The following is a 1,911-nucleotide window of genomic DNA, read 5'->3' as shown; positions in this document are numbered from 1 at the left end:
GGCCATTACTTTGCCTGACGGCAATCTCGAACCGGGAATTTCCACGTAATGCGCGATAAATAAAGAACCGGCCACGGCAATCCATGCGCCTTATGTTGCGGAAACCGCGATTGCGGAGCAACCTTTCGCCCTGGCTGCAGGTTATTCCCCTGCCTCTGTTGAGATTGGTGCCGATGGTGATGCTGACGGACTGGGCAATGGCGGCGGTAGGCAGCGCCACAGGCGTCATCAACAGGCTGAGAACAAGTCCCAGCGATACAAACACATTCTTTCCCRAGCTTTCCTCCACGACAATTGATGGTCGGAGCAACGACGGTGCCGCCCTTGCCGTTAGTTCAATGCGATTAGGTCAGCACGCCAGAGCAGATGGCACAGTACGTAACAGTTACATACTGAATGATTGAAGATGTTCTGTAGTTCCTCAGGTCTAATACTCCCAACCGTCATGTCTTGAATGCCGCGAGGGTTGTGGACAGATCAACCAATTCTGCGTAAGTCGACGACCCTGCCGTTGTGGCGATTGACTGCGATTTCAAAACGGCGGCCTGCCTGCCATGCCCGATAGACAAAGAACCGCCCGCGGCAATCGACACGCCAAACATCGTGAAAGCCGCGTTGCCTCAACCGATTGGCACCTAACTCGCAAACGATTGGACGCCCCCTATTCAGGCTTGTCCCAACGCTAAGAGCAGGCTGGGCGGCGTTGGCGATATCGAGCCCAATGACAGGTGACAGCACAAGACAAAGGTATAGTGCCCTGATGAAAGACCTTGGCATGCTTCCCTCCCTGGAAAGGATCTYGATACCGGAAAATTAGACCATCCGGCTACGACTGTGACCTGCGGGGAATCCCGAATCTTCGCTTTAAGTGTATTTAGCGGCGACCTCGAACATTCGCTTGCTCGTTCGTTGAGCGACGACCCGAGCACTGATAGCATGCAGTTACCGTTTGGGGGTCATGGTATCCCTGAAACAAAGCGTTGGAGGTTCATCATGGCTGCAATCGATGACAAACCGATCTCATTGTTCAAAAAGCTTGGCGGGTTGATTGCCATCATATTGGGCTTTCTGCTGGCAGCTGTTGGCTATAGAGATGGATCGACCGAATACTTGACGTTGGGAATTGTGCTGATCGCGATTGGTCTGGTGCTCATCGTTCTCATGATCGTCCGACGGAACAAGGGGCGGCATGTTTGACGCATTCCGACTTTACTCTGCAGGTCGCTGGAGTGCCGCCTAAAGGTATTAACCCCGAGCCGAACGGTGGGCCAAGAGTGCATCCCCAGGATAGACGATGATCTGCTTATCCGAGGGACAAAGTTCCCATAGGGAACATGAGCGAATGAAATCCTGCAGGCTGGTGCGGTTCTATCGCCAGCAACACCAACTGAATGGAGATGCGGTATGGACATTCGATCGACACTGACTGAGCTATGTGAGGCCTTCAACGCGCACGATCTTGATCGGATCATGACATTCTTTTCTGATGATTGTGCATTGGAAATGCCGCGGGGAAACGATCCTTGGGGTTCTCGTTTGGAGGGTAAACGGAACGTACGCGAAGCGCTGGCAACGCGCTTTGAGGGCCTGCCCGATGTCCACTACGGCAATGAACAGCATTTTGTAGATTCGGATACCGAGACTGGCATCTCAAAATGGACCCTCACAGGCACCACTCTCGGTGGGGCAAAAAAGGAAGTCCGAGGTTGTGACTTCTATTCATTTCGCAACGGCAAGGTCGTACGCAAAGATTCATACTGGAAGATAATGGAGTGAAGCACGTCCACGCCAACCCAGCTCTTTGGGCCGGCGATCGAGGCCGCGATCAAGCGTTACGGGACACCTCCCGCCTCCCCGCTGCCAGCGCTGCCGCTGTCTGCCTATGCCGGCACCTACTTCAATCCTTATATT

3 protein-coding genes are annotated in these 1,911 nt (G+C 53.6%); 2 read left to right on the top strand and 1 reads right to left on the bottom strand.

The genetic code is table 11. The annotated features are described in order from the left end of the window. Positions 1-265: hypothetical protein (locus ACXJ5O_RS25675; protein ID WP_457302373.1), on the bottom strand; the 265-nt coding region annotated here is incomplete at its 3' end. Positions 266-993: 728 nt separating this feature from the next. Here ACXJ5O_RS25675 and ACXJ5O_RS25670 point away from each other — a divergent pair. Further along, positions 994-1,197, top strand: a complete 204-nt coding sequence (locus ACXJ5O_RS25670; RefSeq protein WP_112527216.1) for a hypothetical protein — start codon at positions 994-996, stop codon at positions 1,195-1,197. 207 nt (positions 1,198-1,404) lie between these two features. Then, positions 1,405-1,776, top strand: coding sequence for a nuclear transport factor 2 family protein (locus ACXJ5O_RS25665; RefSeq protein ID WP_457302372.1), 372 nt, complete (start codon positions 1,405-1,407; stop codon positions 1,774-1,776). Positions 1,777-1,911: the final 135 nt, after the last annotated feature.

The sequence above is a fragment of the Phyllobacterium sp. P5_D12 genome, assembly GCF_054049495.1.
Note: the sequence above shows the minus strand (reverse complement) of the source record. Positions and strands in the feature narration are given on the sequence as shown.